The sequence below is a fragment of the Paenibacillus sp. FSL L8-0158 genome (assembly GCF_038592965.1).
GTDB classification, from domain to species: domain Bacteria; phylum Bacillota; class Bacilli; order Paenibacillales; family Paenibacillaceae; genus Paenibacillus; species Paenibacillus polymyxa_D.
Genome location: NZ_CP151949.1, coordinates 5,356,505 through 5,380,965 on the forward strand (window position 1 = coordinate 5,356,505; position 24,461 = coordinate 5,380,965).

Annotated in this window: 24 protein-coding genes; 9 read left to right on the forward strand and 15 right to left on the reverse strand. The window is 46.6% G+C overall.

Annotated features, from left to right (window positions below; translation table 11 throughout):
- Positions 1-29: 29 nt before the first annotated feature.
- The gene (gene cls / locus NSQ68_RS23675; protein ID WP_342427344.1) at positions 30-1,541 is read right to left on the reverse strand and encodes a cardiolipin synthase; all 1,512 of its coding nucleotides are present in this window, start codon (positions 1,539-1,541) and stop codon (positions 30-32) included.
- A 206-nt stretch (positions 1,542-1,747) separates the two neighbouring features.
- Here cls and NSQ68_RS23680 point away from each other — a divergent pair, with 206 nt between their 5' ends.
- From NSQ68_RS23680 to NSQ68_RS23695, 4 genes are read left to right on the forward strand one after another with little or no spacing between them, the layout of a single operon-like run.
- A complete protein-coding gene (locus NSQ68_RS23680; protein WP_307351699.1) occupies positions 1,748-2,341 on the forward strand; it encodes a TetR/AcrR family transcriptional regulator in 594 nt (197 codons plus the stop codon).
- Positions 2,342-2,385: 44 nt separating this feature from the next.
- Entirely contained in the window at positions 2,386-2,727 is a 342-nt protein-coding gene (locus tag NSQ68_RS23685; RefSeq protein ID WP_307351367.1) for a multidrug efflux SMR transporter, read from the forward strand.
- Positions 2,727-3,041: a multidrug efflux SMR transporter gene (locus NSQ68_RS23690; protein ID WP_013312355.1), complete on the forward strand. Its 315-nt coding sequence runs from the start codon at positions 2,727-2,729 to the stop codon at positions 3,039-3,041. The genes NSQ68_RS23685 and NSQ68_RS23690 overlap by 1 nt, the downstream gene beginning before the upstream one ends.
- Before the next feature lie 56 nt (positions 3,042-3,097).
- Positions 3,098-4,030, forward strand: a complete 933-nt coding sequence (locus NSQ68_RS23695) for a 1-phosphofructokinase family hexose kinase (RefSeq protein ID WP_342427345.1) — start codon at positions 3,098-3,100, stop codon at positions 4,028-4,030.
- 111 nt (positions 4,031-4,141) lie between these two features.
- Here NSQ68_RS23695 and NSQ68_RS23700 read toward each other — a convergent pair whose 3' ends face one another.
- Complete coding sequence (locus NSQ68_RS23700) at positions 4,142-4,576, reverse strand: Lrp/AsnC family transcriptional regulator (RefSeq protein ID WP_307351361.1); 435 nt, start codon at positions 4,574-4,576, stop codon at positions 4,142-4,144.
- 159 nt (positions 4,577-4,735) lie between these two features.
- Here NSQ68_RS23700 and NSQ68_RS23705 point away from each other — a divergent pair, with 159 nt between their 5' ends.
- Both NSQ68_RS23705 and NSQ68_RS23710 read left to right on the forward strand, forming a co-directional pair.
- Positions 4,736-5,197 (forward strand): VOC family protein, encoded by a 462-nt coding sequence (locus tag NSQ68_RS23705; protein WP_342427346.1) that lies wholly within the window; start codon positions 4,736-4,738, stop codon positions 5,195-5,197.
- A 209-nt stretch (positions 5,198-5,406) separates the two neighbouring features.
- Positions 5,407-5,724, forward strand: coding sequence for a DUF3592 domain-containing protein (locus NSQ68_RS23710; protein ID WP_342427347.1), 318 nt, complete (start codon positions 5,407-5,409; stop codon positions 5,722-5,724).
- A gap of 119 nt (positions 5,725-5,843) precedes the next feature.
- On the opposite strand, the gene NSQ68_RS23715 is transcribed toward NSQ68_RS23710, so the two are convergent.
- Positions 5,844-6,458 (reverse strand): LysE/ArgO family amino acid transporter, encoded by a 615-nt coding sequence (locus NSQ68_RS23715; protein WP_342427348.1) that lies wholly within the window; start codon positions 6,456-6,458, stop codon positions 5,844-5,846.
- Positions 6,459-6,545: 87 nt separating this feature from the next.
- Positions 6,546-7,226, reverse strand: coding sequence for a molybdenum cofactor guanylyltransferase (locus NSQ68_RS23720; protein WP_342427349.1), 681 nt, complete (start codon positions 7,224-7,226; stop codon positions 6,546-6,548).
- A 198-nt stretch (positions 7,227-7,424) separates the two neighbouring features.
- Between NSQ68_RS23720 and NSQ68_RS23725 the strand changes: the two genes are divergently transcribed.
- The gene (locus NSQ68_RS23725; protein WP_342427350.1) at positions 7,425-8,633 is read left to right on the forward strand and encodes an MFS transporter; all 1,209 of its coding nucleotides are present in this window, start codon (positions 7,425-7,427) and stop codon (positions 8,631-8,633) included.
- A gap of 202 nt (positions 8,634-8,835) precedes the next feature.
- Here the strand turns inward: NSQ68_RS23725 and NSQ68_RS23730 are convergent, their stop codons facing one another.
- A complete protein-coding gene (locus NSQ68_RS23730; protein ID WP_342427351.1) occupies positions 8,836-10,554 on the reverse strand; it encodes a glutamine--tRNA ligase/YqeY domain fusion protein in 1,719 nt (572 codons plus the stop codon).
- A 169-nt stretch (positions 10,555-10,723) separates the two neighbouring features.
- Between NSQ68_RS23730 and NSQ68_RS23735 the strand changes: the two genes are divergently transcribed.
- Positions 10,724-11,449, forward strand: a complete 726-nt coding sequence (locus tag NSQ68_RS23735; protein ID WP_342427352.1) for a copper amine oxidase — start codon at positions 10,724-10,726, stop codon at positions 11,447-11,449.
- Between the two features lie 84 nt (positions 11,450-11,533).
- The gene (locus NSQ68_RS23740) at positions 11,534-12,082 is read left to right on the forward strand and encodes a GNAT family protein (RefSeq protein WP_307351342.1); all 549 of its coding nucleotides are present in this window, start codon (positions 11,534-11,536) and stop codon (positions 12,080-12,082) included.
- A gap of 99 nt (positions 12,083-12,181) precedes the next feature.
- Here the strand turns inward: NSQ68_RS23740 and NSQ68_RS23745 are convergent, their stop codons facing one another.
- From NSQ68_RS23745 to NSQ68_RS23790, 10 genes are all read right to left on the reverse strand, one after another.
- The gene (locus NSQ68_RS23745; RefSeq protein WP_342427353.1) at positions 12,182-12,676 is read right to left on the reverse strand and encodes a GNAT family N-acetyltransferase; all 495 of its coding nucleotides are present in this window, start codon (positions 12,674-12,676) and stop codon (positions 12,182-12,184) included.
- A 104-nt stretch (positions 12,677-12,780) separates the two neighbouring features.
- A complete protein-coding gene (locus NSQ68_RS23750) occupies positions 12,781-14,031 on the reverse strand; it encodes an MFS transporter (protein WP_342427354.1) in 1,251 nt (416 codons plus the stop codon).
- 46 nt (positions 14,032-14,077) lie between these two features.
- Positions 14,078-16,210: a molybdopterin oxidoreductase family protein gene (locus NSQ68_RS23755; RefSeq protein WP_342427355.1), complete on the reverse strand. Its 2,133-nt coding sequence runs from the start codon at positions 16,208-16,210 to the stop codon at positions 14,078-14,080.
- Positions 16,211-16,582: 372 nt separating this feature from the next.
- Positions 16,583-17,416 (reverse strand): formate/nitrite transporter family protein, encoded by an 834-nt coding sequence (locus NSQ68_RS23760; RefSeq protein WP_342427356.1) that lies wholly within the window; start codon positions 17,414-17,416, stop codon positions 16,583-16,585.
- A gap of 387 nt (positions 17,417-17,803) precedes the next feature.
- Positions 17,804-19,165, reverse strand: coding sequence for an FAD-dependent oxidoreductase (locus NSQ68_RS23765; RefSeq protein ID WP_307351333.1), 1,362 nt, complete (start codon positions 19,163-19,165; stop codon positions 17,804-17,806).
- A gap of 388 nt (positions 19,166-19,553) precedes the next feature.
- Positions 19,554-20,030, reverse strand: a complete 477-nt coding sequence (locus NSQ68_RS23770) for a glutathione peroxidase (protein ID WP_342427357.1) — start codon at positions 20,028-20,030, stop codon at positions 19,554-19,556.
- An 87-nt stretch (positions 20,031-20,117) separates the two neighbouring features.
- Entirely contained in the window at positions 20,118-20,921 is an 804-nt protein-coding gene (locus NSQ68_RS23775; protein WP_342427358.1) for a (2Fe-2S)-binding protein, read from the reverse strand.
- Positions 20,922-20,933: 12 nt separating this feature from the next.
- Positions 20,934-21,827, reverse strand: coding sequence for an ABC transporter ATP-binding protein (locus NSQ68_RS23780; RefSeq protein WP_342427359.1), 894 nt, complete (start codon positions 21,825-21,827; stop codon positions 20,934-20,936).
- Between the two features lie 231 nt (positions 21,828-22,058).
- Positions 22,059-23,078, reverse strand: coding sequence for an LLM class flavin-dependent oxidoreductase (locus NSQ68_RS23785; protein WP_342427360.1), 1,020 nt, complete (start codon positions 23,076-23,078; stop codon positions 22,059-22,061).
- Positions 23,079-23,183: 105 nt separating this feature from the next.
- Complete coding sequence (locus tag NSQ68_RS23790) at positions 23,184-24,347, reverse strand: AI-2E family transporter (protein ID WP_307351327.1); 1,164 nt, start codon at positions 24,345-24,347, stop codon at positions 23,184-23,186.
- Positions 24,348-24,461 lie beyond the last annotated feature (114 nt).

The window sequence follows — 24,461 nt, forward strand, 5'->3', positions numbered from 1 at the left end:
AATAGTGCTGTAGCGAATTCGTTTATGCCCTACAGCAGCGGTGAAAGCAGCCGAGCGAGCGATTCCATCAAACGTTTGAACAGACGTTTTTTCATGAATTCTTCGCGTACGATCAGACTGGCAGAGTGTAAATCTCGTTCGTAGTCTGTTACCATCTGCTGCACACTGTGCGTTTGAATTAACAGAGCATTAACTTCAAAATTCAAATGAAAGCTACGCATATCCATATTGGCTGTCCCGATGGTCGCAACTTCCCCGTCAATGATGAGGAGCTTGGAGTGGAGGAAACCTTTTTCATATTCATATACCTTGACTCCAACCTCCAACAACGACTGGAAGTACGAATGAGACGCGAGAAACGGTAGCCATTTATCCGGTTTTGCGGGAAACAGAATACGCACGTCCAACCCGGACAGAGCAGCCATCCGTAAGGCAGTCAGGATATCTTCATCCGGGATAAAATAAGGAGTGGCAATCCAGACTGATTTTCGAGCGGACGTGATCATGGAGAAAAACAGATTTTTGAGCACTCTCCGCTCATTATCCGGGCCGCTGGCAATAATCTGCACGCCTCCGTCTGTAATGGGTTCAATATTTGGAGTCAGATATTCGCGATCCAACACCGACTCGCCCGTCATATGAAGCCAATCCTGTAAAAATATAAGCTGCAACGTCCGCACAGCTTCGCCCTTCACAATCATATGCGTATCACGCCAAAAGCCGTAGGCTTTGTTGCGACTGAGGTACTCATCTCCCACATTTAGACCGCCAATTAATCCGATACTACCGTCGATAACTACAATTTTACGGTGATTACGGTAGTTGACCCGGCTGGAGAAAAACAAGATCCGAGCACCGCCGTATGCAACGACTTCTACTCCTGCATCTCTCATTTCCTTCAAAAATGACTTCGATAACTGAATACTGCCCACCGCATCGTACATAAACCGAACCTTAATACCCGCTTTAGCCTTTTCGATCAAAATTTTCTGAATGCTGGTACCGATATCATCCGACCGGAAAATGTAATATTCCATATGGATATGATGCTGCGCCTTGCGCAGTTCTTCCAGCAAAGTGGAGAAGGTTTCATCTCCATTGTTCAAAATTTGAGTTTCTGTCGCAAAATAAATCGGGGAGCGGGCCAGTCTGCGGGCCAAACGCATTAACTGCTGCTGCTCGTCTGTAAAGCAGGTCAGATCTCGTTTGACTTGCAAAGCATCCTTTTCAATGCGGTCGTAAGCCTGTTGGTCACGCAATGCCTTTTTATCATACTTGCGACGCTTGAATACATTTTGCCCAAACAGAAAATAAAGAGGAAGTCCAACGACTGGCAGCAATGCCAGCAGCAAAATCCAGGACATCGTGGTGGAGGGGTTACGATTCTCCGTAAAAATAATCAGACTGATGGAGATCACTGTCAGGGTGGAAAAAATACTGATGACAGTTCCTTCATTTTTGCCGATGTAATTAAACAAGCCAAAATAATAAATAATAAACACCATAGCCGCGATCAATACGGCTAGTAAGCTTCGCCTCATAACTAACCTCACTTCCAGTGGACTGCATTTGACAGGTATTCTTCATTATATTGTACATGAGCCCCTTATTTCTTCCCACTTTTTTATTAAATTGTTGATAAAAAAGAATCCAAAGAAAAAGCTTTATACAAAACGAAATGACGCTGGTTGACACTTACTTTTTTTCGTGCAAAAATAAACTAACGAACGTTAGGTAGGTGATAATGATGGGGATGAAAGAGATTCGAAAGGCCGCTCTTTTTCAATTTGCCACCAATGGGTATGAGGGAGCCTCCTTGAGCAGTATTGCCGCTGAGGTTGGTATCCGAAAACCGTCTATATACGCGCATTTCCAAGGCAAAGAGGATCTGTTTTTACAGGTAGCGAGATATGCCTTTCAAGAGCAGAATTTACGTATTTTCGAATACTTTACGGAACGTAAAGATCAGCCGCTTAAGCATACCCTGCATGACTTCTTGTTTTGGATGGGACAGGAATATGAAAGCAACAACTCAGCCAAGTTTATGATTCGCTTTTCCTTCTTTCCGCCTGTATCGTTGTATCACGAGGTGCTGGATATTGTTAATCCTTTTCTGGATAAAATGGAGCGAAAATTAACTCGCCGCCTCCGGAATACACGGGATCGGGAACCCTTTGGGCATATGGAGCCAGTGGATGTGGCTTTAGCCTTCATGACACTGGTGGACGGAATCATGGTGGAGCTACTGTACAGTGGAAGCATCAACTACCACCGAAGACTGAACGCTGCATGGCCTATTTTTTGGCGTGGGATTACGTTAACCTCACCTCATGAAGCGTGAAGCCGTCGAACTTATAAAATCTATTTTTGAGGAGAACATTCATCATGAATCGCAGTTGGATTTACGTTTTTGTTGGCGGCCTGATTGAGGTCGTATGGGTATCGGGTTTGAAGCATGCGGAGTCTGCACTCGCCTGGGCTGTAACCGTGCTGGCCGTGGTGGCCAGCTTTTATTTAATCATGAAGGCTGCGAACCGACTGCCTGTAGGCACAGTGTATGCTGTATTCACCGGACTAGGGACAGGGGGAACAGTCGTAGGCGAAATGCTGCTATTCGGAGAACCGTTTCAATGGTCCAAAACGCTATTAATTGCCCTTTTGCTGGCAGGTGTGGTCGGCCTGAAGTTAGTTACCGACCGTGATGTTCAGGAAGGGAGTGGCGCATAATGGCTTGGATTGCATTGGTTATCGCGGGGTGCTCGGAAGTGTTAGGAGTCATCGGTATGAAGGGAGTTACGGTGGGCAAAGGCTGGAAGTCCTTAGTGCTTATGGTCTTATCCTTTGTTCTTAGCTTCTCTCTACTCAGCTATGCCATGAAAAGTTTGCCTATGGGCACTTCCTATGCCGTATGGACAGGCATCGGAACGGTTGGCAGCACAATTACAGGCATGTTCTTGTACGGTGAACAAAAAAGCGTACTGCGTGTTTTATTCATCGCCATGATTCTTGCCGCAGCATTGGGATTAAAGCTAATATCTTAGCATGAGCGAATGGCATCAAATATTGCGAATTGCTGATCTTAAAGGAGTGATGCCTTGTGATTACCACCGTAACGCTTAACGCGGCTGTGGATAAAATCTACACGGTTGCAGGCTTCGGTTTGAATGCCGTTCACCGCATTGAAGGCGGCCTGACGGTACCGGGCGGCAAGGGCGTGAATGCCGCCCGCGTCATCCGCTCGCTAGGCGAGCCTGTACGAGCGACCGGGTTTGCTGCCGGACACACCGGACGGCTGCTCATTGACGGGTTGAGCGCAGAAGGCGTAAGCGCCGATTTCATCGAAACGGCACATGGGGAAACCCGTCTCGCCATTACCGTGCTCGACCCGTCCGCACGCACGCAGACCGAGCTGATTGAGAGCGGACCGACCGTTGGACCGCTTGAATTAGCCGCACTGCGGCGCAAAATCGAGACCCTTGCCGAGGATTCGGCTTGGGTCGTATTCTCCGGCAGCCTGCCACCCGGCTGCCCGCCCGATCTGTACGCCGAGCTGTGCACGCTGGCGAAGGCGCGCGGCGCGCGGGTGGCGCTGGACGCGAGCGGTGAGGCGCTGCGCTTGGGGCTGCGCGGAAAGCCCGACCTCGTGAAGCCTAACGAGGACGAGGCCGCCCACTTCGCGGAAATCGACGCAGCGCGCCCGGATGCCGCTGAAGCAGCGGCATCAAAGCTGCTGGAAGCCGGAGCGCAGCTGGCCGTCATCTCGCTCGGCGCGCGCGGGGCGCTCGCGGTAACGCGTGACGCGCGCTACCGTGTGAGCCTGCCAGACGCGGACATTATCAGCGCGCTTGGCAGCGGTGACGCCATGGTCGCCGGGCTGGTCACCGGCGCGGCGACGGGGCTGGATCTCCCTGCCTTGCTACGGCAGGGAGCGGCCTGCGGCACAGCGGCAGCTCTGCACGCCATGGCCGGGAAGATCGAGCTCCAGGACGTGAAGCGTCTGGAGCAAGGCATTACGGTGACGCTGTTGTAATTCAGCGTCACTTTTTTTATTTCATCTACACATTCGCTTATTTTCATTTCACAAACACAGTTATTCCGAATGCTCTATATTCCAACTACGCGCTTTTTCGATTGGCTTGGCTTACAGCAGAACCCTGTTCTCCAGTATATTTTTCATACAAATATGCGACTTCGAAGGACCCAGCTTGACTAGTGAATCCTGAAACTCTGCAATTTCCTCTACCGACGCGCTTTGTACCTTAATGAGATAATTAAATTCCCCACTGATGCGGAATAAATCGGTAACCTCCTTCGCCTCCTTACAAAAATCAATCAGCTCTTGGCAATGTTCTGTCTTTATTAGAATAAATGTAGTCGTCCCCCGATTCAGTTCCCGTAAATTAAATACGGTACTATATCCCGAAATAATCCCTCGTTCTTCAAGCTTGGTTATCCTCTCTTTAACGGATGGCTGTGACATCGAGATTTCTTTACTGATTTGGGAAATCGTTATCCGAGCGTCATGCTGTAGCAATTTCATGATTTTGTGATCTATATCGTCTATGTGATGCTGCATTTCGAGCCCCTCCTGATCTGAATTTTAAAAAATAATGTTTTCCACCCAAATTAACTTTTATTTAATAATTAATATAGTATAAAAGGCTTACTATAAATATATAATCACCTCATCATTATTCATATAATAAGGTTCACTTACATATAAGGAGGATCTGGAATGAGCGTGAAGGGATTAGCTCATGTGGCCATTCAGGCCCGTGATTACCAAGCAACTATTGCATTTTATACTAAGGTATTGGGATTTAAAAGAGGACATCACTGGAGTCTTCCGTCTTTTCGAATTCAAGAGGCTTCCATGCTAATCTCACCCGATCAGAGAACCTGTCTCGAGATTTTTGATAATGATGCTGTCATTCCTGCCCAAGGAAAAAAGGCTTCATCCGAGCAAGAGATTGCTCACGGGGCTTTATTACACTTGGCATTTTACGTAGACAATGTGGATGAAATATATCAAAAAGCCCTTGCCCACGGAGCAAGAACCTTTGTGGAACCCAATCAGCTTGCACTTGGCGAACCTCCTCTGGTTGTAACAAATGCATTAGTCCACAGCCCTAATGGTGAGGTTATCGAATTTATTAAGGATGTTGATTTTGATATGTCCCTATCGAGCAAAAAGTAATTCTCGCAGCTATTAAAAAAGATCCACTTCTCAGTGAAGTAGGATCTTTTTATATTCCATACAGCTCTGCCGTTATCTCTATGGAAGAATTAAACTGTTCCTAAAAAACGTCCGATATATTGATTATCGCTTTGTTTAAAGGAGTAGATTATCATCTCAATTGATTTCAATGTGTACTGTTTCATTTTAGCTCCGATTTGCTGATGCCATTGTTCAGCTTGATTGGACTGCTACTCATCTATTTGGGATTCAGAACGATCCGTCGTCATCGTTATCGTAAACGCCACTGGGTCCGTACCAAGGGGCAAATCGTTGATGCGCATATCGAAGTAGATATTGATGTCGTTCCCTTTGACCGAGATGATCCGGTAGATACTAGCTACACCCGCCGATTAAAGGTGCGCTTCTATACAGCTTCAGGTGAAGCCGTAGAATTCTGGAATCCTTATAGCACCAACCTAAGCCTCAACCGGGTTGGCAGCAAAATGAAGGTATTATACAATCCATCCAACCCTCGGGACGCCTGAATTGCAGGCGGTGTAAATGGTGCAGGCTGTCTGGCCTTTATGCTGTTTTTGATCGGTATTCCCTTTGCTTTGAGCGGGGTATTCGCTGTATTGAAGTTTTTCCTCTAACCAGGCTTGGATCACATACTGGTAATAAAATTTATCGCCATATACATTGCCAGGCCTAAAATAATCAGTGCCGATATTTTGTTGAGCACAGTCCCAAACTTCCCTTCTGAATCCATACGTCCCACGAGACGCCCTGCCGTTGCCAGACCGATAAACCATATCCAAGATACGGACACGGCGGCCAGACCAAAGGCCCAGCGTTCCCCGCCGTCATATTGGAGGGAGCTGGTTCCAATTACGCCAACCGTGTCGAGTATGGCATGTGGATTCAATAGCGATACCGAAGCGGCAAAAATCATCTGGCGTTTCGGCCGCATCGCCTGACTTTCTCCCGAGGAAGCTGCCTTCGATCTCCATAGAGTCCAGACCATATACAGCAGAAACAAACAGCCCGCCGCATAGAGTACGTTCGTGAGCCATAGAAATTGCTGCAAAATAAGGGACACGCCCCCAACCGCAAGCGTGATCAGGATTGTATCACAGACACCCGCTGTAATGACAGCAGGCAGTGCATTGCGAAATCGCAACTGGGACGCCCCCTGATTAAACACAAATACATTTTGTACCCCCAAAGGCAAAATCAATCCCAATGCCAATAAAACGGCATGGATAATAGCTTCCAGCATAATTATATTCCCCCAAATTTAGTCCATCATATTTCTCTAGTATATTTGCTCTCCTAAATAGTCCTCGCGTAGGAAGCTTGTACGTTTCTAATCCTCTCGTATTTCCTTTAAATTCTTCACGTTCTGCGTGTTCTGTTGTACACTATGCTTCAACTGCTCTATAGCAAGTTGGTAGTCCTGCGGATTGTTCATATTGAACACGGCCTTATACCACATGTCTTCACTCACTCCCGGCAAATCTTCTACTGTCGCATAACGAACGTTCAGCTTGTCCAACCAATCGGTGAGACGAAGCCGTCCACTACGCAAACATTCCTCGGCAGACGGTAGCACGCTCTGATGGTATACAGCCAGCAACGGGTGTATACGTCCATCCATAGAAGGTATTACTGCTTGCAATGCTGGTTCCCTCGTTCCTTGCAACTCCGTCCATTTCTTAGTTACAGCGAGCAGGTCATGTAGCACCTCTGGCTGTACAAAGGGCATATCACAAGCGACAACCATCCCCCACTCCGTAGTAGATGCAGATAATCCTGCATGGATACCGCTCAAGGGCCCCATGCCCGGAAAAACATCAGACACAGTTTCCATACCACTCAGGCCATATCCTTGGTCGTCACGAGTGACTACTACAACCCGCTGGGCCACCTGCTGCAATGTAGTATACATCCGTTCAAGCATAGTGGCTCCATCAATCTCAAGCAGAGCCTTATCCTGTCCCATTCGTCTGGAACGTCCCCCTGCGACGATAATACCAGTCACTTTCACAAATAAGTCCTCCTTTTTTTCTGAAAACAATTGCAAATATGCATCATGAATTTTTTGAACAAAATTTAATTATTACATAATTGTTAATTTATTGGTTTGTTAACCCTTTCAACACATGATACATTGGAATAAAGAACCTCCCCACAGATCGGCATCGATGCGCAATTCTCTATCGGGCTAAGAAAGGAATGGCTTGTCTTGCAAAAGAGAGAAATTCAAGAGACTCCTCTATATTCCTTAAAACTGTATAATTTTTTTCTATATGGAGCTATGGTCATTTTCTCCAGCTTCTTCCCGTTGTATCTGCAAGATATCGGCATGGACAAGCTGGAAATCGGGAGTTTGATGGCCATCGGACCTTTTGTATCCGTATTCGCGAACCCTTTTTGGGGCTATACAAGCGACCGAAGCCGTAACCTCCGACGTATTCTGCTATTTATGATTATAGGTACCTTGTTATTGCTACAAGCTTTGTTTCATGTCCATACGTATATCATGATTTATGTGTCGATGATTGGTTTTTATTTTTTCCAAAGCCCTTTATTTGCGCAAAGCAACAGCCTAATTCTCAGCTATATTGAGGGCACAGACCGGAAATTTGGTGCATTCCGTATATGGGGCTCCTTCGGTTGGGCTGTGACAGCAGCAGTTGCCGGCATAGTTATTGACCAAACGGGGATATCCAGCATATCCACCATCTTTACGGTACTTCTTCTGGCTGCATTGATCTGCACCTTGTCGATTCCACCACTGAAAAGCACTGTGGAGACAGCAACCATCCATTTGCGCGGCTTTGGCAGTGTTTTAATGAACGGATACTTTATATCCTTTATTTTATTGGGCATCCTTGTATCCATCCCGAATTCGATCAACAGCGCCTTTATGTCCCTGTACATCACCGAGCTGGGTGGGTCCAAACAGATGCTTGGTTTTGCTGTTTTTATGTCATCGGTATTCGAAATTATTGTCTTTTTGCTGTTTGATCGCTTCTTGAAGAAAAAAATGACCGTGATGGTAGGTTGTTTGGCACTCGTCAGTTTGCTGTTTGCCTTACGGTGGGAACTGATGGCTCTGGCCACAGACCCGATTCAGATCGTGTTCATTCAAGCACTTCATTGCGTCACCTTCGGTGGATACTTCTATGTAGGCACCCAGTTGACCGTCCTATTTACCCCTGCAGCGTACCGATCATCCGGACAGGCCGTATATACCTTGACCTGGAGTGGTATATCCGGTATCGTAGCAGGTTTTGCGGGAGGTTGGCTATTCCAGAACTTTGGTGGAGAAATGATGTACCATGCAGGGGTCTTTTTCGCCCTACTTGGCTCTGCGGGATTCGCTATCATGTGGTATATGCTGTACAAGAACGGTTATCAGCCAGGACTGCCAACGGGCACAAACGAATAGAAAATGCCCCTTAACAACACTAGAGGAATGAGGTATCCCCTCTTCCCTTCTGGCTTGTTAGCAAAGACAACAATAGAGTATCGTCAAGTCAACGATCATGTATAAAGAGCGCGCATGCGTAAAATAAAGGAGTCTGCCGACGGCAGACTCCTTTTCAACTTGGTCGCACGAAGCTACCATCTCTCCCACACTTTCCAACAGTCTATTGCTTAGGCAATTGGAAAGAGCTTTTCAACGATACAACACGGTTAAATACAGGCTCACCCGGTTTGGAAAGCTTCGGATCGACACTGAAATAACCATGACGGAAAAATTGGAACTTGTCCTGTGATTGAGCTTCTTTCATGTTCGGCTCAACATAGCCATGAGCAATTTCCAAAGAGTTCGGATTCAATTGATCAAGGAATGTTTTTTCCGATGCATCCTCTTCAATCTCTTCCGTATCCTCTGCGTTAATCAAAGGCTCATACAAACGGAATTCGGCAGGAACAGCTTGAGTAGCTTCTACCCAGTGGATCGTGCCTTTCACTTTACGTCCAGTAAAGCCTGATCCGCTCTTGGTTTCTACATCATAGGTACAGTGGATTTCCGTTACATTTCCGTCTGCATCCTTAATCACATCGTTGCATTTAATGAAGTAAGCATGTTTGAGACGTACTTCATTACCAGGGAACAAACGGAAGTATTTGCTCGGCGGATTCTCCATGAAGTCCTCACGCTCGATATAAATTTCACGGGAAAACGGAATTTGGCGTGTTCCGAGTTCCGGATTTTCCGTATTGTTTTCCGCCTCCAGCATTTCAACTTGTCCCTCAGGATAGTTTGTGATAACCACCTTCAACGGATCTATAACTGCCATGGTGCGGGGTGCTTTAAGCTTCAAATCCTCACGCACAAAATGCTCCAGTACCTGCAAATCGATGACTCCGTAGGCTTTGGAGATGCCTGTCTCATATACGAAGTTGCGGATAGCCTCCGGTGTATAGCCGCGACGACGTAAACCGGAAATCGTCGGCATACGCGGATCATCCCAACCATCTACGTGCTTTTCATCGACCAGAAGCTTGAGCTTACGTTTGCTGGTTACGGTTTGAGCCAGGTTCAGCCGTCCAAATTCGTATTGGTGCGGTACCTTTTCCATTTCACATTCAGCTACAACCCAATTATACAGCGGACGCTGATCTTCGAACTCCAGCGAACAGAGCGAGTGTGTTACTCCCTCAATCGCATCTTCCAGCGGATGAGCATAGGAGTACATTGGATAGATGCACCATGTGTCGCCTGTATTGTGATGTGCTGTGTGTGAAATGCGGTAAATAACCGGATCACGTAAATTAATGTTTCCCGAAGCCATATCAATTTTGGCACGCAGCACCTTTTCACCATTTTGATATTTGCCTGCACGCATCTCTTCAAACAGCTTCAGATTATCTTCCACACTGCGATCCCGATAAGGGCTATTTTGCCCCGGTTCGGTCAGTGTGCCACGAGTTTCACGGATTTGCTCCGCGCTTTGATCATCCACGTAGGCTTTACCCTTTTGGATCAGCAGAATGGCACGCTTGTACATTTCTTCGAAATAATGGGAGGCAAAATGTTTTTCCTCCCATTCATAACCGAGCCACTTCACGTCCTCTTGAATGGAGTTCACGTATTCCGTGTCTTCCTTCGCCGGATTGGTGTCGTCAAAACGCAGATTTGTGCGTCCTCCGAATTCATCTCCTAACGAGAAATTGATCCAGATAGCTTTGGCATGTCCAATATGCAAATATCCGTTTGGTTCAGGCGGAAATCGTGTAACAACCTCCTTTACCTTACCCGTACGTAGATCTTCTTCAATAACATTTTTAATAAAATTGGGGGGAGTGATCGGCTTCTCCACGCTAATCAACCTTTCTTCCGTATAATCTGTGTAAAACATGTTCCCTTAAATATACCCTTTCACACCGCATAACTCAATAAAATGAAAATCCTTATGCTCTCTTCAGCAAAAAAAAGTGACAAGTTATGAAAAAGAGTTAACATTTTCGGTAAATAAATTCGTTATAGTGTATATATCTTTTATTTTGCCCGGAAAAGGAGACCCACCCGTGTTTAAGCTGCTCATCGTGATCCTGCTGTCTATGCTCTTGTCCTCTTCCGTCATGACTTCCGGCCATCCTTCACCGGACCCGGTGAACGAAACCGTACAATCTCGTCCGCTAGCCAGCGCTCCAGAAGACTCATCCGTCCGCTTATATGCTGTTAGTCCGTCACAGGGATTATTCCGTTCAGCTGTATTGGAAATCGGCCAACAACGCCACACATTCCGATGGTCGGGCTCGGCAGATATCTCCACCGCACCACAATTATACTATAGGGATGTGAACGGGGATGGTGTGCGTGAAGCCGTCGTGGTCCTCACGCGTGCCTCGGGAACGGGTGTCGAATTGCAGGAGTTGCATATTGTTAACGCACGGACGATGGAAGAATATGCAGTCGAATCGGCAGCAGATGCTGTATCCCAGCGCGTACACAGCTCAGTGGAGCCACGTGACCACAACCGCCAGGTTCATATTGCTGTCACGATTGACGGTGTTACACACACGATGGACTCTAAAGCATCAGTATTTTACGATGATCCAGCCCAATTTACAAAGCATCTCGATTTTAGCTCTGTCGTAATGTATGATGCCGAACAGCTTCCTCTGCAAGCCACTGTATCTGGCAGTGTATCCCCAACCGAATTTGTAGGGGATTTAGATCTGAAATATGTATACGAGCATGAACGGTTCCGGGTGGGACCTATAAAATTTGAAGCTTCCTCTCCCTTTTGACGACTCTCGCAGAATAAGGTAGCATGGGATTAAATGCTAGACTGGCTGGTTTAGCGATTTTCCGAGTGAAAGAGGGGATCAATCATGTTTACATATGCGTTGGACGAACGCACAGTCCTTCGGCCGCTCACCAAGGAGCATGTGCAGCCTCTGTTTGAGCTGATCGAAATGTCCCGTGACCGTCTGCGTCAATGGCTTCCATGGGTAGACTCCACCACGGAAATCAGCCATACAGAGCAGTTCGTGCAGGGCGCCTTGAAACAAGCCGCAGAGAACGGTAGTCTGACCGCTGGGATTTGGATAGACAACGAGCTTGCTGGCATCATCAGCTACCATGAGATCAATTGGACTCACCGCTCCGTTAGCATCGGATACTGGCTTGGACACGGGTACGAAGGGCAAGGTCTTATGACCAGCGCCTGCCGCGTATTCGTTGAATATGCTTTGATGGAGCTGGACTTGCATCGGGTCGAAATCCGTTGTGCAACGACGAACCGCCGCAGCCGCGGTATTCCGGAACGTTTGGGCTTTGTGCTTGAAGGCATTGTACGCGAAGCTGAATTGCTGCCCGAGGGCTACATGAACCACGCAGTGTATGGTATGCTCCAAAATGAATGGAAGCAACTTCGGTAATATTGTATTGTACAACAACGCCGCAGACCTGATCAGGTCTGCGGCGTTGTTGGTTTAAGCCGGACATAAAAGCGAATATTGCTGTCTATAGCCTCCCGCCTATTTTAAGAAATAGGCCATTAACACATCATCCACGAATTGGCCTGCTATGTAAAACTCCTCATGCAAACGTCCTTCAATCGTGAAACCACTTTTTTCATAAAACATAAGGGCTTCCGTGTTGCATGAGAGTACACGCAAACTCAACTTGCGTATGCCCTCGGCGGCTGCAAAGTCCTTCATGGAGTCCATGAGTGCCGTCCCAATGCCTTTGCGATGATAAGCTGGATGTACAGCTATATTTATTTCGAGTACATGACAATTACTAGCCAACAGCGTTGGAGGACGAAATCCAATATACCCGCAGAGTACTTCCTGTTCGATGGCGACCAGTTGAGAGCCTGGAGGCGTATTACGCAGAAACTCCCCGCGCGACTTCCAGGACAGCGAAGCGGGAGCCGTGCGTTCATTCCATACCAATTCATCCAGCGCAATCAGATCAGGAGCATCCTTCATCTCCGAATGACGTATCGTCAAGAGTTGACTTGTAAACAATTCCTTTCAATCCTTCCTGTGAAGGCTTTCCTGAAGCAATAACTACAACCATCCGTCACTTATTGTACCATAATCACAGCATATTACTGCATTTTTATTAGGACTTAAGAACTGGGAATATCCGCCTTGGACGTCGTAGTATTCAAAGTATCCGAATGATGCCGGGAACGGTTCAACCAGCTGTGCAGGACGAAAAACAGGATCGACAACACCGCTACGCCTGATGCCAGCCAAAGTGTAGGCGGTAACCCACCGCCATCATACAATTTCCCCATAATATAAGGCCCCATTACCCGTCCGGCTGCGCCAATGCCCCCCACAAGCCCAATGTAAAAGGGTGCACCCCGACCTCCATGATCAGACAGGAATGCTGGAACCGCAGGTGCAATCAGCATTTCTCCCAGGGTCGCCAGAACCATAGCGAATATCATCCCAGTATAGTTCTGTGTGCCCAGCATGACAATATAAGCCGCCAAGTAAAATCCTCCAGCCCATGTCATTTGCGCTGAAGCGTGATGAGCGTACAGTCGTTTTATCCAAAAAATAATGGGTTGTGCGGCAAAAATAAGGATACCATTCAGTGTCCATAGTAACCCATACATCGTTTTAGGCAAGCCCTGCTCAATAATATGGGGAGACACTCCTGTATTCCAGATCGAATTGCCGAACCATAAAAAAAGCGAGCCTAATCCCACAAAGAGATACAGCCTGGTATCACGAAACAGCAATCGAGCTGGGATTTCCTCTCTTTTCTTCACAGACTTGCTGAGCTGAACTTCTCCCTCTTCCCGATCCACCCTACTTAGATAAGACCAGAAGAATCCGGCAAATACCGCAGAAGTCACCCCGTTCATCACAAAGCTGAGCTGATAGGAAAGGTCTGCCAGCACGCCACTCAATCCCGTACCCACTGCAACCCCAATATTGTTAGCGACATAAATAATATTAAACAGCTCTCCACGGCGGTCAGCGAAACGAAAACCTACAAACGCCTGAATCGCAGGCACAGATACGACATTAAAAAACCCGATAAAACCCATCATGATGACAAACGCTACCCAATGACCACTGGTAAATGGGAGCGTGAGAAGTCCCAGCGCGTTCATTGCCAGTGAGCCAACAATCAATTTCTTGGCTCCAATTCGGTGATAGAGGGCGCCACCCAGCACTTGACCAAAAATTCCGCCCAGAGACTGCACTAAAATGGCAATCCCTGCATCTCCCATACTACGGTTCAGTTCGTCAAATACGTACATGCTAACCAACGGCCACATTAGGGAACTTCCAGCAGAATTAATCAGGCTGGCAACGAGAAACACTTTCACTTCTTTCGGATAAGACTCCAACCATTTCATATCTTTTGTTTCTCCTTTTGCATCTGACGCCATAAAAGGCATAATCTCATTGGCGCTTCACATTCACCACCGTTGAGAAGAAAGTAGCCCCCTGCCCCATATCCGACAGGCGATCAGAGGTTAACACATTGGCACGCTGTCTGTGTCCTTTGCCTTTCCACCATAATCCCTGGCTAATCACTGTACCGGGCAGCATCAGATCGGTGACTTTGGCTTTCAGCTCATACGTCCCTCGATCATTCCATACGGTAACCGGCTCCCCATCCGCGATGCCTCTTGTCTGAGCATCCTCCGGGTGGATTTGTAGCAAAGGCTCCCGCTCCAGCCGCTGATGCTTGGGTAAGTTAGCGAAAGTAGAATTCAAAAAATTATGGTTTGGTGGTGAAATAAACATTAATGGAAACCGCTCGTCCGCTTGCGGTCGATGCTCTCCATCATACCCTTCAATCAGCGGCACATAAGAAGGCATCGCAGGCAGACCTGCTTGTTTCATTTTTTCCGAATATAGCTCAATCTTGCCTGAAGGCGTGGTTAAACGATCCAAATAAGTGGCCTTTGGCGTCATATCAAGCTTTACAAAAGGTGACTTCTTTAAGGCTTCCAAGGTCACACCGTTGAGATAAGGGTTCGTTGGATTATCAAGCGCGCCTGCGATCATCTCCTCTTCACTTTCCGTAAAGGCAGCTTGGTCAAAGCCCATAGCCCGCCCGAGCAGGCTAAACAGCTCATAATTGCTTTTGCTCTCTCCGAGTGGAGCAATGACGGGTTCCTGCATCTGGACATAGTGATGCCAGTAGGATTTATATAGGTCTGTACCTTCAAAGGAAGACGCTGCAGGCAGCACAATATCGGCATAACGAGCCGTATCTGTAAGAAACAGGTCATGAACGACTGTGAACAAATCCTCTCGCTCAAATCCTTTAGTCACCCGTTCCGAATCGGGGGCTACAACTACCGGATTACTGCAATATACGAATAACGCCTTAATCGGCTGTTCCTTCTGTAGCAGCGCTTCTCCGATCCGGTTCATGTTGATCACCCGGGCATCCGGGTTCTGTCGCAGATCAGGACGCGCCAGATGGGCGCCGTTAAGCTTGCCATAAGCGCCATTAGAGCGTGACGCTCCCCCGCCGTGCTTTAGCCATTGTCCAGTGAGCGCAGGCAAGCATGTAACCGCACGTACGTTCATACCGCCATTATCATGATGCTGAAGCCCATTACCGATATTGATATACGCTGCTCGCGCAGTTCCGTACATTTCCGCCAAACGGATAATATCCGCTTCCGGCACGCCGGTAATCCGCGAAACTCGCTCTGGTGTATATGTCTTAACATGCTCGCGCAGTTCCTCATGACCTACTGTGTAGCGATGTAAAAATTCGTCGTCCGTCAGTCCCTGAGCGAACAGCACATTCATAACACCCAGCGCGAGCGCCGTATCCGTCCCCGGATATAACGGAATGAACCAATCCGCCCATTGCGCCGTCCGGTTGCGATGAACATCAATAACGACCACCTTAGCACCTTTTTTACGTGCTTTCTCAGCCAAAACGACCTGATGCATGTTGGTGCTAATAACATTTCCACCCCACACAATAATGAGGTCTGCATCCTCCGTGTCCTCCGGGCTGGTGCCGCCCTTAAAACCCATAACGGATGCCCAGCCTTCATTCCCAGCCACGCTGCAAATCGTCTGATCCAGTTGGCTTGAACCCAGCGCATTAAAAAATCGGCGATCCATTCCATCCACACTCAATACGCCCATATTGCCATAAAAGCTGTAGGGGAGAATAGATTCCGGTCCGTCCGTACGTATCAGCTCCTTGAACCGACCTGTAATGGTATCGACCGCCTCCTCCCAGCTAATTCGTTCAAACTTCCCTTCTCCTTTGGGGCCTATACGCTTCAACGGATAGAGCACCCGATCAGGATCATATACCCGCTCCGTCATATTGCGAACTTTATTACAAATAGCCCCTTTGGTTATGGGATGATCTGGGTTTCCAGTCACCTTGACTATCTTTCCATTTTCCTTGTGAAGCAGGAGCCCACACGTGTCCGGGCAATCTAACGGGCATACAGCCGGAAAAATACCGTCCTGCTGCTCCGTCATCCGCTGTCCCCTTTGTAGGTCTTGTTGAAGCGTGGCCTCAGGAGGCGTGCTATTGCGATGATCCATAGTGTTGATGCTCCTTTCCGTTACCGTTTCCAAAAATTACACTGATCTTATCATATCCACAGCTTTGGCCTATGGCAAGAGAAGGATTTTCCCACACAGCCGCTCTCCATAATATTAAAAAAATCCGTCTGCTGCATAGAGCAAAACGGATTTTTTAAGAATCATAATTTTTTTCAACATCCTGTTTCATCATATCTTACTGAGGGTAAAAAAAGATCAAGGCATCATGGACGAGAGCACACTCATCCTCCATGCCAAATCATGGACCACTCCCAAAAAAATCCGCCATGACAGGTTTCGTTCCCCCGGGCCTGTCATGGCGGATTTGCTTTGTTCATTGCTGTTTAAAGTACCGTGATTAAGTAGGACCAATCAACGGATTGGATGTGCAACCGAAGAAGTAGTTGGAGATTCATTCACTGGATGTGCGTTGGCTTGAGGCTTTTTCAAATAGGCCAACCAGTAGGCTCCAGCCACAAACAGGCTACCTCCTACAAAATTCCCCAGCCAGACCGGAATGAAGTTCATAACATAATCTGCCCATGAAAAGTGGCCTGCAAAAATAGCCGCCGGAATGAGAAACATATTGGCAACAACGTGCTGAAATCCAATAGCAACAAAGGCCATGGTCGGGAACCAAATCCCAATAATTTTGCCGCCAATGGAGTCTGTGCTATATGCCAACCATACAGCCAGTGCTACGAGCCAGTTACATCCTATCCCCGATATAAAAGACTGCAAAAAGCTTTCGTGTAGCTTATGTCCTGCCATATCCACCACTTTGTCCAGGTAAGGGCCCGTTTCTGTCAAACCCAGCACATGCCCAAAGAAAAATGCAACGAATAACGCACCTGCAAAATTACTGAGCGTAATAATCGCCAAATTACGAAGCATGACTCCTGTCTTAATCCGCCCTGCCCATCTCGCCAAAGGGACCGCCATCATATTGCCGGTCAGCAATTCTCCGCCGGCGATCAAAACTAATACCAGACCTACAGGGAACACCGCAGCTCCAATAAAGGTGGCAATGCTTCCCCATTCTTTAGGTGCACTTGCAATAACACGTATATCCAGCAAAAACCCGAGTGCAATAAATGCACCTGCCAAAAATCCCAATACCACCGCTACAGTCCACGGGTTGTTCGCCTTGGCCACTCCTGTTTCCACCGTCTTTTCAGCAATTTGCCCCGGTTTATAGCTCGCCATATGTCCCCGCTCCTTTAATATCTTTTCACTAAAATATTCTTCTTTCATATTTTATTTAAAATCAGTGATTAAGTTTGTGAAAAAAATCACTTTCGTAACTATAAAAAAAACAGCCCCTGAAAAAAGGACTGTTTTTCTGTATTATTACATCTACTGCGCTACTACGCGCTTTACATTTAATTGTATTCTTCCTTTTCAACTGCTCTTAAGAACCAAAGAACTCCACCAAGGCCTACCATGGCCACGACTACAAGAAAAAGGATATAAAACAAACTCATAAGCTACTTCCCCCCTGATCCTTATGCTACTCTATATTGTACTATAAGGATTCATCAGTACGCCTCAGATTGTTGACAAACTTATGAACAATGTCACAGACAAATCTAATTATACAGTAACTGGGTTCCGTTCGGATATTGTAGGCAATGCTTGTAAACCTGCCGCGTTCAAGAAATTCCAAGGCTTGTTATAGTGCGGCTGGAAGAAGAAATCGACAAAGGCCAACTGGTCAATGGTCATATGGTTTTGAATGGCTACGGATAGCGTGTTAATGGATTGCGTCAAATCCACCTTCGACATAATTTGAGCACCCAGAATTCTCCGCGTCTCCTGCTCATATACCACTTTCAGTAACACTTTTTCGGAGGTTGGCATAAATTCAGGTCGGTAGCTGTCCTCAATGGTTACAGCTTCTACAGTCATGCCTTCGTCTGTTGCCGCAGCTTCCGTCATGCCTGTTCCTGCGATATTGTCTTCGTAAATTTTGATACCCGAAGTTCCTTGGGTTCCCATGTAGGCAATGGTTGGTTGCACCAGATTACGTGCTACCAGCGTCCCCATACGAACTGCGTTGGTTGCCAAAGGGATATAAGCCGTTTTGCCGGTCGGATTATAGCGGATTGCACAACTGTCGCCTGCTGCAAACACGTCCGGGCAGCTACTTTGCATATAATTATCCACAATGATCGCACCGTTAGGCAACATATCTACCTGACCTTTGAGCAGATCCGTTTGAGGTCGGAAACCGATGCAGAGAATAACAAGTTCTGTTTCATATTCTCCTTTAGAGGTCACGACTTTACTTACCTTACCGTTCGTCCCCTCAAAACGACTCACCGTCTCGCCAAGTACCAGCTTAATGCCATGTTCCTTCAGGGAACTTTCAATCCGGTCTGTATACTCATGGTCCAAATACTTATTCAATATACGATCAGCACTGTCGATCAGTGTTACGTTTTTACCGTTCATTTGGAAAGCTTCTACCAATTCAACACCAATGTATCCAGCTCCCACGACTGTAATGTTCTGTACGTGCTGGGCTTTCTCAATGATATCATTGGAATGATTATAGTTTTTACAGAGCAAAATATGATCAAGTTCAATGCCTTCCAGCTTTGGAATAATGGGCCATGATCCCGTGGTCACAATTAGTTTATCAAATGTGTCTGTAAATTCTTCACCTGTTTGGAGATTTCGGGCATGCAGCGACTTGCCAGCCGTATCCACACTCGTTACCTCATGAAGCATCTTGGTCACTACACCCAAGTCAGACAGTTGATCTGGAGACGAATAAAACAGTCCGTGCGGATCTTTGACGACACCACCTACGTACAGCGCAATACCACAAGATAAAAATGAAATATTATCATTACGCTCGTAAACGGTAATTTCTGCATCTGGATAACATTTAGCTGTGTTAACGATAGCTGCTGTGCCTGCGTGTGTACATCCGATAACTGCTACTTTCATGTTAAGTTCCTCCTTGGTGTGTGGGCATAAAATGTATAATAATTGTGAATAGTTTCACGTAAACAGCTCGTTAGCGTTTGTGATTTATTTCACTTCATGCACTTATTATAGTGTGATATTTTTCACATTACAATAGCTTTTTGTGATATTCACAATTTGTCCACATTTAAAAAAGAAAGGATATACGAGATCAACTGTTTGCTGAAATGTTTTTTGCTCATTCAGTTTTCCCTGTAGGCCGCCTGATTATGCCCATGGAATCGACTTTCACATGATGCTCCCCCCTTAGACAAATGCACATGTAGAGAACAAAAAAAGGTCCGCCTTCCGGAGACATGCCGGAAATCAGACCTTTTTAAACATATATTTTGGAATGAAGGCTAAGCTACTATAGCAATTGCTCAATGGCTGCTTTCATCGCTTCTGGTGACTCCTTCGGTTCAAAACGACCCACAGGTACACCTTCACGATTCACAATGAATTTCGTAAAATTCCACTGAATTGTCCCATCTTCCTGTTCCCCAGGCTGTTGCTTTTTCAAATATTCAAACAGAGGGGCTGTATCCGGTCCGTTGACGTCCACTTTGGCGAATACCGGGAAAGTAACCCCGTAATTCAGTTGGCAAAATTCAACCGCTTCCTCGCTGCTGCCCGGCTCCTGACCGCCAAATTGGTTGCAAGGAAAGCCTAATACAACTAATCCCCGATCCTTATATTCGTCATAAAGCTTTTGCAAATCCCCATATTGCGGGGTAAGTCCGCATTTACTGGCGGTATTCGCAATAACAAGCACCTTACCAGCGTAAGTATTCAGAGAAACCTCCTGATTCGCTGGTGTTACGGCATTATGTGAATAGACAGACATACAGCATCCTCCTTCGTGTCGCTTGGTTTAGATTACATAACCTATTTTAACCAAAACGTGACGGACATGCCAACATCCACAGAGACTTTACCGTGATGCCACCACTTCGAGTCTGCGTTCTTCGCGTTCGGAAGCGGACATTTTTGGGCAAGTATAACAATACCGCTGACCTCCACCTGTCTTGTAATATTGGCAACAGGACGGTTTCATGTAGGTATTTTCACCAGGGCGGTAAGGATTGTCCAATTCAACGAGACGAACCGTAAACGGGTTTCTTTTACGCCCGAATGTCTCTCCCTCAAGTTCACGTGTCACATACATATAATCTTGTTCAAAGCGCTCCACATCCTGAGGATCAGTCAACGATGGCTGTACTCTATCCTTAAAATACAGCAATGCCAACGGAAACTGTCCCCACATTTGGCCGATAGATGCGCTCCCCACTGTAGCAATTGCTTCCAATATGGGTCGCATCTGCAAACTGTAAAAGTCTCGTAACACTTGCTGAGCCTGTTTGGAAGAACGGTGATCCCCATTGTTCCACGTATTATCCAGCTCTGTTAAGTCGATGACCTGAAGGCTAATAGAGGGATATTGACCTTCATAACAAATATGAAATCTGAGATTAGAAACGGACAGATCCCAACGGTGTTCACACAGTGACACCATAAAATGCTGCGCAAACACGAGGCCACGCAACTGGTTCACAAAATAAACGGCTGCGGTTAAATCGTCTTCAGCACGCAGAAGATCGCCGTAATACTCCATCACAGAGCGGATCTTATCTGGTTCAAGCCATTCGGCCACTGGCCCGGAATATACTGCATCCTCCGGTGTGACTCTCACTATGTTCGCTAGTTGCTCAAGCTGATCGTAATCCAGTGGTTTCATGGTATGTCCCCTTTAACCTCTTGCCGCTACTTGTGCTCTAGCATCACGTCGCTCAGCAACAGAACCCACAGGTTGCTTATCTTCCACATTCATTTCTTTTACGGCTTGGCTTACCGCAGGCTGTCCAGCCAAAGCATACGGAAGACAGAGCGGTACACCTGTACGAGGATCTGTTACAATATCCGCCTCAATCCCGAACACTTCACGCAGCACATCAGGGGACATAACCTCAGTTGGAGTTCCTACCGCTTCAGCTTTCCCTTTTTTGATTGCAATCATATGCTGAGCATACCGGGCCGCATGGTTCAAATCATGCACGACCATAACAATGGTGCGCTCCTCCGAGGTATTTAGATACTCCAGCAAATGCAGCACTTCCAGTTGATGCGCCATATCTAAAAATGTCGTCGGCTCATCCAGAAACAAAATATCCGTATCCTGCGCAAGTGCCATAGCAATCCAGGCACGCTGACGCTGACCGCCAGAAAGCTGATCAATTGGACGGTCGTGGAACTCGCTCATTCCCGTTACTTGAATGGCCCACTCTACCATTTTGCGATCTTCCGCTTTCATGGAACCAAAACCTTTTTGATAGGGGAAACGTCCGTAAGATACCAGTTCCGTCACGGTTAATCCTTCCGGTGCAGTCGGATTTTGCGGCAAAATAGCCAGCTGCTTAGCTACTTCCCGGGTGGATTGCTTATGAATGGATTTACCGTCAAGCAGGACACTGCCGCCCTTAGGATTCATGATGCGAGCCATCGTCTTCAGAATGGTGGATTTGCCAGAACCATTTGCGCCCACCAAGGCTGTGATTTTCCCTTGCGGTATTTCTACGTTCAGATCTTCTACAATCAATCGATCTTCATAAGCAATATCCAGATTTGCCGTTTTCAGACGAAACATGTGGAATCATCCCTTTCCCTTATCCAATATATATAGTCACGGGCTTAACGCACGACTTTCATCAAAACTTCATTCTATCTTTATATAATAAAGATATTGATAATCATTATCAAGTGTTAACTGGTTTATTTCCTAATTCATACAGTGCATATCATCCAATATTTCCTCAAAAAGTTCAAAAAAAGATCACAGCTCCTCGAAGCTGTGATCTTTTAAATCCGGCGAATTGCATTATGACTGTACAGAAGGCAGTCCAAATGCTTCGGCCATGAGACGTATAGATTTCATTTTGGCATCAAAGTCATGAATAATGCTCGCAACCATGATCTCCTGTGCATTATAGTCCTTACTTAATTGCTCAATCTGACGCTTCACCTGTTCGGGCGAACCGACCACCATACGTTTGCGATTCTCACGAATCCGCATCCGGTCAAACGGCGTATACGGATACGCCAGCGCCTTTTCCACGGAAGGTGTTCCAGCGGAGCGCATTCCCTGCTCTAATAGTACAAGAGACAAGTCCATGCTGGAAGCCAACCGATTCGCCTCCTCTTCGGTATCCGCACAGATCGCAAATACGGCAACAAGCGAACGGGGTTGGTCACTATGCTGGGAAGGCTGGAAGCTTGCCTGGTATTCCTTCATAGCACCTGTGCCGCCTTCACCATTAATGAACTGCGCAAACGCAAAGCCCACGCCACGCTCGGCTGCCAGACCTGCGCTATCACCACTGGAGCCGAGCAGCCACATTTCCGGTACAGTTTCTATGAGCGGCATCGCTTGTAGCGAACCAAAACGATGATCATTACCTGTGCTGTCATGTAAATAGGCTAACAGGTCATCCAACTGCTCAGGGTATAGATCTACACCACCTCGCATTTTGCCTTCTTGCAGTGCTCTGGTAGCAATCGGCATTCCTCCAGGCGCTCTTCCCAGACCCAAATCAATGCGTCCCGGATACAATCCCTCCAGCACACGGAAGTTTTCCGCTACTTTATAAGCGCTGTAATGAGGCAGCATCACACCACCTGACCCCACTCGAATGGCCCGGGTACGGGCGGCCAGATGTGAAATCAGTACCTCCGGGCTGGACCCTGCAAGATTTGCGGCAGAATGATGCTCTGATACCCAAAAACGATGATAACCCAAGCGTTCCGCCTCTATAGCAAGCTCAGCGGTCTTTTGTAATGCCTGCGCATGCGTCATGCCTTCCGATACCGGAGATTGGTCAAGAATGCTGAGTTTTATCATAAAAGTCTGACCTTTCTATTTTGGAATAAGGATAGACATTAATTATAGCACGCGTAGCCACAGTTACCCAAGAGGGGCCCCATATCAATTTTATAGTGAAAAATTTTATTTTTCGTAAAGACTTGTGTTCTCTTTATCCGCCTCATAAAGATGCGAACGCTTTTTAAAGAAGCTATACAGATGTGTAACGATTACTTTCAAGACAGCATACCCCGGAACCGCCAGTACAATTCCCACCACACCAAACAAATTGCCTGCGGTCAGAATAACGAAGATAATCGTGATCGGATGCACTCGAAGAGATTTGCCCATAATTTGTGGAGAAATTAATTTACCCTCAATGAGCTGTACGACCGTCCATACGATAACCATCTTGAGCAGCATAATCGGTGAGGTGACCAAGGCTACAATTAATGCAGGTGTAATGGCAATGACGGGACCTAAGTAGGGGACAACGCTCGTAAAGGATGCAATGACTGCAAGCGTCAGAGAGTAGTCTAATCCAATGATTAGATAACCAATATACAACAGCGCCCCAATACAAAAGCTGACAATAATCTGCCCACGAATATAGGAACTGACCTGATGATTCATCTCGGTCATAATGCGATCTGTTTCTTTACGAAACATAGGCGGGAGCATTTTCAGGATAAACTGTGGCAGCTTGTGTCCATCTTTTAGCAAGTAGAACAGAATAAATGGAACCGTGGCAATCGCAAGTACCGTTTCTGTAACCACGCCCAAAAAGCTGCCCACACCCGTCCATGCATTATTAATAAAGCTAGATAACTTTTCAGAAGCTTTGGAGGCCAGCTCTGATGGATTAATTTGAATCGTGTTCTGGAACTGGTTTACAAAATCGCTGCCGATCAGTTTCTCGAATTGTCGTTGTACTTGCTCGCTATAGGCAGGGAAATTTTGAATAAGTCCCTGTATTTGATCACGGATTACAGGTACCACCGATGTAACTACAATCGCAATAACCCCTATAATGAGCAAAAACAATACAACAATGGAGTATACTCGTTTCACCTTGTTACGCTCCAGTACATCAACCAACGGATTGAACAGATAGTACAACACGCCGGATAAAATGACAGGGAGAATGATCGTTTTTAACAGCACCATGACAGGTGTGAATATGTACGAAATTTTGGTAAGCACCAAGATATTCAAGCCGATTAGCAGCAGTACCAGCAGGAATAACACAAACTTGTTGTTCAGAAAAAACTTCTTGAATCGGTCTTTCCATGCCGGAGTTATTTCCACACCACATTCCCCTTCTCTTTACACAATTGAGTATACGTGCTTCATAGTTACGATATATTTTTGGAACAAAATATACAAGGTTATACCCAAATAAACACAAAAGCAAACAAAGTT